Source organism: Ruminococcus callidus ATCC 27760 (assembly GCF_000468015.1).
Lineage (GTDB): Bacteria > Bacillota > Clostridia > Oscillospirales > Ruminococcaceae > Ruminococcus_C > Ruminococcus_C callidus.
The window spans coordinates 1-5,132 of record NZ_KI260451.1 but is presented as its reverse complement, the minus strand read 5'-3'; the positions used below and the strand labels follow the sequence as shown (position 1 = coordinate 5,132).

The window sequence follows — 5,132 nt, the reverse complement described above, 5'->3', positions numbered from 1 at the left end:
CAGACGCTCTTTGTGCGGTATTGCCTTATATCATGTGCACACGCTCTGCATAGTGGCGTATACGCAGAAAATTTCTGACAGAGCAGGCGGCGTGAGAGCCGGCTCGGTATACAGGGAAACGCTGCACAAGCTTTATGCAGCGGCTCACAGAATTTATTATACCACATTTCATTTGGAATTGCTATGGTTTTCACGAAATTCTCAGAAATATTTTCCGGTGCAGGAAATTGTTTGGGTGACAGTGAGAGATGCCTGTGGAATAGCCGTCCCTGAAAAAGAAGCCCAATCCATGAGGGAGCCTGAACAAATAGCCTCCCTTGAAAAGGGAGGTGGCACGAAGTGCCGGAGGGATTTCTTCGTGAAACATAACTTCTAGGGCAGCCATGTCGAAACCGTTCGGCAGAATTCGCTCGTACCTCGCTGTCCGCCTGTGGCTTGCCAACGCCGGTTGTTGCCCTTGCCTGTATCGGTAATGTTGATATTCAGGTATTTTTCCGGTATAGGTGGGTGACTTTATTGGATACGGCGTTTGCAAGTTCGTATATAGCCTCCCCTGAAAGGGGAGGGGGACCAGCGTAGCTGGTGGAGGGGTTCTTCCGTGCAATTCGCTACAGCAAGCAAACGATTTCACAAAGAGTTACGCTTCTTTTTTTCTTTACTGAAAAGAAAAAAAGAAGCAAAAAAAGAAAAGAGTTCGCATTTCCCCTGTACTGTGAGATTCAAGTATCACCCGAAAATTACACGGGAAATAACCTTTTTCGACTAACAAAAATTCCCCGGCGGGGTGACAGGCGGCTTGTCCGCCGTAACACTACCCTTTTCACACTTAAAATTGGGGCGTAAGGTCAGCGGTGACTCACCGCATTTTTGCATGGTTTACAATTTGTTGTTGAAAAGAAAAAGGATTTTTAGTATAATAAAATATGAGAATCTATTCGAAGATGTGTACGCTTTCAGAGCCTGCCACGCGTCTGAACACGTCAGATGCAGAACAGGCTTTCGGCTCCAACGGGAGGAAAATACCATGAAAACAATTACCGTGCACGCCAGCCAGACGTATCCCATTTGGATCGGGAGAGGACTGCTGGGACAGTGTGGCACATATCTGAAACAGCAGACCAAGGCACAGACTGCCGCTGTCATTACCGATGACCATGTAGACTGCTATTACGGGGACATTGTGACCAAGTCGCTGGAAGAAAATGGCTTCCGGACGATCAAGTTCGTGTTCCCACACGGAGAAGCTTCCAAGTGCAGCAAAACGCTGAACCAGATCTACGACTTCCTCTGTGAAAATAATATCACCCGCACCGACTGTCTGGTTGCACTGGGCGGCGGCGTGGTAGGAGATATTACCGGATTCGCGGCGGCGACCTATCTCCGCGGTCTGGACTATCTCCAGATCCCCACCAGCCTGCTGGCACAGGTGGATTCGTCCGTAGGCGGAAAGACTGCGATCGACCTGACCGGCGGCAAAAATCTGGTGGGAGCCTTTAAACAGCCGGTGGCAGTGCTCTGCGATCTGGACACCCTGCACACCCTGCCGAAGCTGTTTCTGGCAGACGGCATGGGCGAAGTCATCAAGTACGGCATGATTCGGGACGAAAAGCTGTTCACACTGCTGGAACAGCACACGCTGGAAACCGTCAGCGAAGTCATGGACGAGATCGTTCCCACCTGCATCGACATCAAGCGGGACGTGGTGGAACACGACGAATTCGACACCGGCGAGCGTATGATCCTGAACTTCGGGCACACGCTGGGACATGCGGTGGAAAGCTACTACCACTACGAAACCTATACCCACGGCAGTGCAGTTGCCGCCGGCATGTGCATGATGACCAAGGCGACCTGTACGCCGGAACTGTATGTGCGGCTGTGTGACTGCGTAAAGGCATACGACCTGCCCACAGAAGTAGACGCTCCCGTTGCGGAACTGGTGCCCCTGTGCGGCAATGACAAGAAACGTGCCAGTGCATCGCTGCGGTTTATCGTCTGCGAAACCATCGGCAAGGCGGAGATTCGCTCCATGCCTTTCACAGAATTTGCCGCATGGATGGGAGGCGTGGATGCATGAACATTCTGATTACGCCGTCCCGCCTGCACGGCACTGTGCGGATCCCTGCTTCCAAGAGCATGGCACACCGGCTGCTGATCTGTGCCGCACTGGCAGAGGGCACTTCAGTCATTTCCGGCGTGGATATGTCCCGTGACATCACCGCCACCATGGACGTGCTCTCCGCATTCGGGGCATCGTTCCGGCAGGAGGGCAGCACTATTACCGTAACCGGCGTGGGCAATGCCCGACCGCAGGCGGCTGTGGCGGATTGCTGCGAAAGCGGCTCTACGCTGCGGTTCCTGATTCCCGTGGCAGCAGCACTGGGTATACACACCACCTTTTTCGGACAGGGCAGACTGCCCCAGCGTCCCATTACTGCGTACCTGCGGGAACTGACCAAAAAGGGCGTCACGTTCGACTACCACAACACCATGCCCTTTACCATTGACGGCAAGCTGCGATCCGGCGTGTTCGAACTGGAGGGCGACGTTTCTTCCCAGTATGTGACCGGTCTGCTGTTTGCCCTGCCGCTGCTGGACGGGGATTCCGAAATTCGCATGCTGTCCAAGCTGGAATCCAAGCCCTATGTCGATCTGACCATTGCCTGTCTGCGGCACTTCGGCATTGCCGTGCAGGAAACCGAACAGGGCTACGCCGTTGCCGGCGGACAGCAGTATCATGCCTGTGACCTCACAGTGGAGGGGGATTATTCACAGGCGGCGTTCTTCTGCGTGGCGAATGCACTGGGCAGCGACATTACCCTCACCAATCTGAATCCGGAAAGTGTGCAGGGCGATAAAAAAATTGTGGAAATTGTCCGCGAGATGTGTTATAATAGAGAACAGGGGCTGCCGGCAGGATTTACCGTAGATGCGGCAGACATTCCCGACCTTGTGCCGATTCTGGCAGTGCTTGCCACATTTGGTACGGCACCGTCCAGCATCACCGGAGCACACCGCCTTGCCATTAAGGAGAGCGACCGGCTGGCATCGACTGCCGACCTGCTGAACCGGCTGGGCGGCAAGGTGACCGCCACACCGGACGGTCTGGAGATCGAACCGGTGGAACAGCTGCACGGCGGCACCGTGGACAGCTGCGGCGATCATCGTATCGCCATGTGTGCTGCGGTGGCAGCCACACGCTGTGCCGGAGAAGTGACCATTCTCCATGGAGAATGCGTGGAAAAATCATATCCTCGGTTCTATGAGGATTATCGTCAGTTAGGAGGAATCGCCAATGTCATCGTTCTGGAGTCGTAATATTTCCCTTTCTATTTTTGGGGAGTCCCACGGACCTGCGATCGGTGTCGTGATCGACAATCTGCCGCCGGGGGAATACATTGATCTGGAAAAGCTGCGGCAGTTTATGGCACGCCGTGCCCCGAAAAAGGACGGCACCACCACACCCCGCGGGGAAAAGGATCTGCCTCAGATCATGTCCGGTCTGCTGAATGACCGCACCACCGGCGTGCCGCTGTGTGCGTTTATCCAGAACACGGATACCCGTTCCAAGGACTACAGCAATCTGGCAAGACTGCCCCGTCCCGGTCATGCGGACTATACTGGTGCCATGCGGTACCGCGGGTTCAATGACGTTCGCGGCGGCGGACATTTCTCCGGCAGACTGACTGCACCGCTGTGTTTCGCCGGAGCCGTCTGCGGACAGATTCTGGAACGCCGCGGCATTTACACCGGTGCCCATATCGCCAGCGTCCACGGAATCCATGATGATGCGTTCAGCCGCACCAAGGTGACCAAGGAGGACATTCTGGAAGTACGGGAAAAGGATTTTCCGGTGCGGAACGATGCACAGGGTGAAAAGATGAAAGAGGACATTCGCAACGCCAGCCACGGCGGCGAATCTCTGGGCGGCATCATTGAGTGTGTCACGATCAATATGCCTGCCGGTGTAGGCTCGCCCATTTTTGAGGGACTGGAAAACACCATTGCCCAGCTGATCTTCGGCATTCCCGCGGTAAAGGGGCTGGAATTCGGTGCCGGTTTTCAGGTTGCCGAAATGGTGGGCAGCCAGAATAACGACCCGTTCTATATTGACGAAAAGGGTCACGTGATGACAAAGACCAATAACCACGGCGGTATTCTGGGCGGCATTTCTTCGGGCATGCCGATCACGCTGAATGTAGCGATCAAGCCTACCGCTTCGATTGCCAAGCCGCAGGAAACCGTGGATTTTCGGGCAAAGACAAACGAGATGCTCCAGATTCAGGGACGGCACGACCCGTGCATTGTGCCCCGTGCAGTGCCCTGTGTGGAAGCGGCGGTGAACATCGCTCTGCTTTCCCATATGATGGATTATCCGCATTTTTGAGGAAACACCGTAGATTGCACTTGTGAGATGCGAGGTGACAGGCTGTGCAGGAAGAAAATATGATGAAAATGTCGAAAATGGCAACGCCGCCGATCATGGATCCGCATACGGCAAATATTCTGATTTGTTATTTGCTGTATAAGATCGATAAACCGGTGCAGGTCAGCCATTTGTACGATATTGCGGTAGGAAGCAACATTATCAACTATTTTGCCTATCAGGATTCGATCAGTTATCTGACGGAGCACAATTCTGTGGCAGTGCGTCAGAATGAGAAAGCTGTCGATTACTATGTACTGACAGAAAACGGGATTCGGACGGCAAAGGAACTGCGAAACTATGTGGGAAAGGCGTATCGGGACAAGCTGGTTTCGGCGGCGTTCCACTATTTCGCACGCATCAAGCGGGAGAGCGAAGTCAAGATCGAGTATATCCCGCTGAAAAAAGGCTACTATGTGCATGTTCGCTGTCTGGACATTGAGGACGATCTGCTGGACATGAAACTCTATGCACCGGACTACACCCAAGCCAAGTATCTGGGCGAACAGATCATGCTGAATCCGGCGGGATTTTACGGAAAGATTCTCGATGCGGCGTTTTCCAATCAGGAAGAGCCGTATGATCTGAGTGACATTTGATTTAACACAAAAAAGCGTGGAGCAGGGAAGCTTCACGCTTTTTTTGCGGCGGGCGGCGAGTCACCGCTGACCTTACGCCCCAATTTCAAGAGTGAAAAGGGTAGTGT

At 53.7% G+C, this 5,132-nt stretch carries 5 protein-coding genes; all 5 read left to right on the top strand.

Annotated elements, in window-relative coordinates; all coding sequences use genetic code 11:
• On the top strand, nt 1-376 hold a 376-nt coding region (locus tag RUMCAL_RS16310), incomplete at its 5' end, for a hypothetical protein (RefSeq protein ID WP_207636458.1).
• A gap of 648 nt (nt 377-1,024) precedes the next feature.
• The gene (aroB, locus tag RUMCAL_RS11045) at nt 1,025-2,077 is read left to right on the top strand and encodes a 3-dehydroquinate synthase (protein WP_040648048.1); all 1,053 of its coding nucleotides are present in this window, start codon (nt 1,025-1,027) and stop codon (nt 2,075-2,077) included.
• Nucleotides 2,074-3,318 carry a 3-phosphoshikimate 1-carboxyvinyltransferase gene (aroA, locus tag RUMCAL_RS11040; protein WP_021682952.1) on the top strand — a complete coding sequence of 415 codons (1,245 nt, stop codon included), beginning with the start codon at nt 2,074-2,076 and terminating at the stop codon, nt 3,316-3,318. Before aroB ends, aroA begins: the two co-directional genes overlap by 4 nt.
• Nucleotides 3,296-4,387: a chorismate synthase gene (aroC, locus tag RUMCAL_RS11035; RefSeq protein ID WP_021682951.1), complete on the top strand. Its 1,092-nt coding sequence runs from the start codon at nt 3,296-3,298 to the stop codon at nt 4,385-4,387. Before aroA ends, aroC begins: the two co-directional genes overlap by 23 nt.
• Nucleotides 4,388-4,446: 59 nt before the next feature.
• Complete coding sequence (locus RUMCAL_RS11030; protein WP_084194418.1) at nt 4,447-5,025, top strand: DUF4364 family protein; 579 nt, start codon at nt 4,447-4,449, stop codon at nt 5,023-5,025.
• Nucleotides 5,026-5,132 lie beyond the last annotated feature (107 nt).

Excerpts from the sequence above, each read along its gene's own strand:
- aroB (WP_040648048.1), top strand. The coding sequence starts at position 1,025 with ATGAAAACAATTACCGTGCACGCCAGCCAGACGTATCCCATTTGGATC.
- aroA (WP_021682952.1), top strand. The coding sequence starts at position 2,074 with ATGAACATTCTGATTACGCCGTCCCGCCTGCACGGCACTGTGCGGATC.
- aroC (WP_021682951.1), top strand. The coding sequence starts at position 3,296 with ATGTCATCGTTCTGGAGTCGTAATATTTCCCTTTCTATTTTTGGGGAG.
- RUMCAL_RS11030 (WP_084194418.1), top strand. The coding sequence starts at position 4,447 with ATGATGAAAATGTCGAAAATGGCAACGCCGCCGATCATGGATCCGCAT.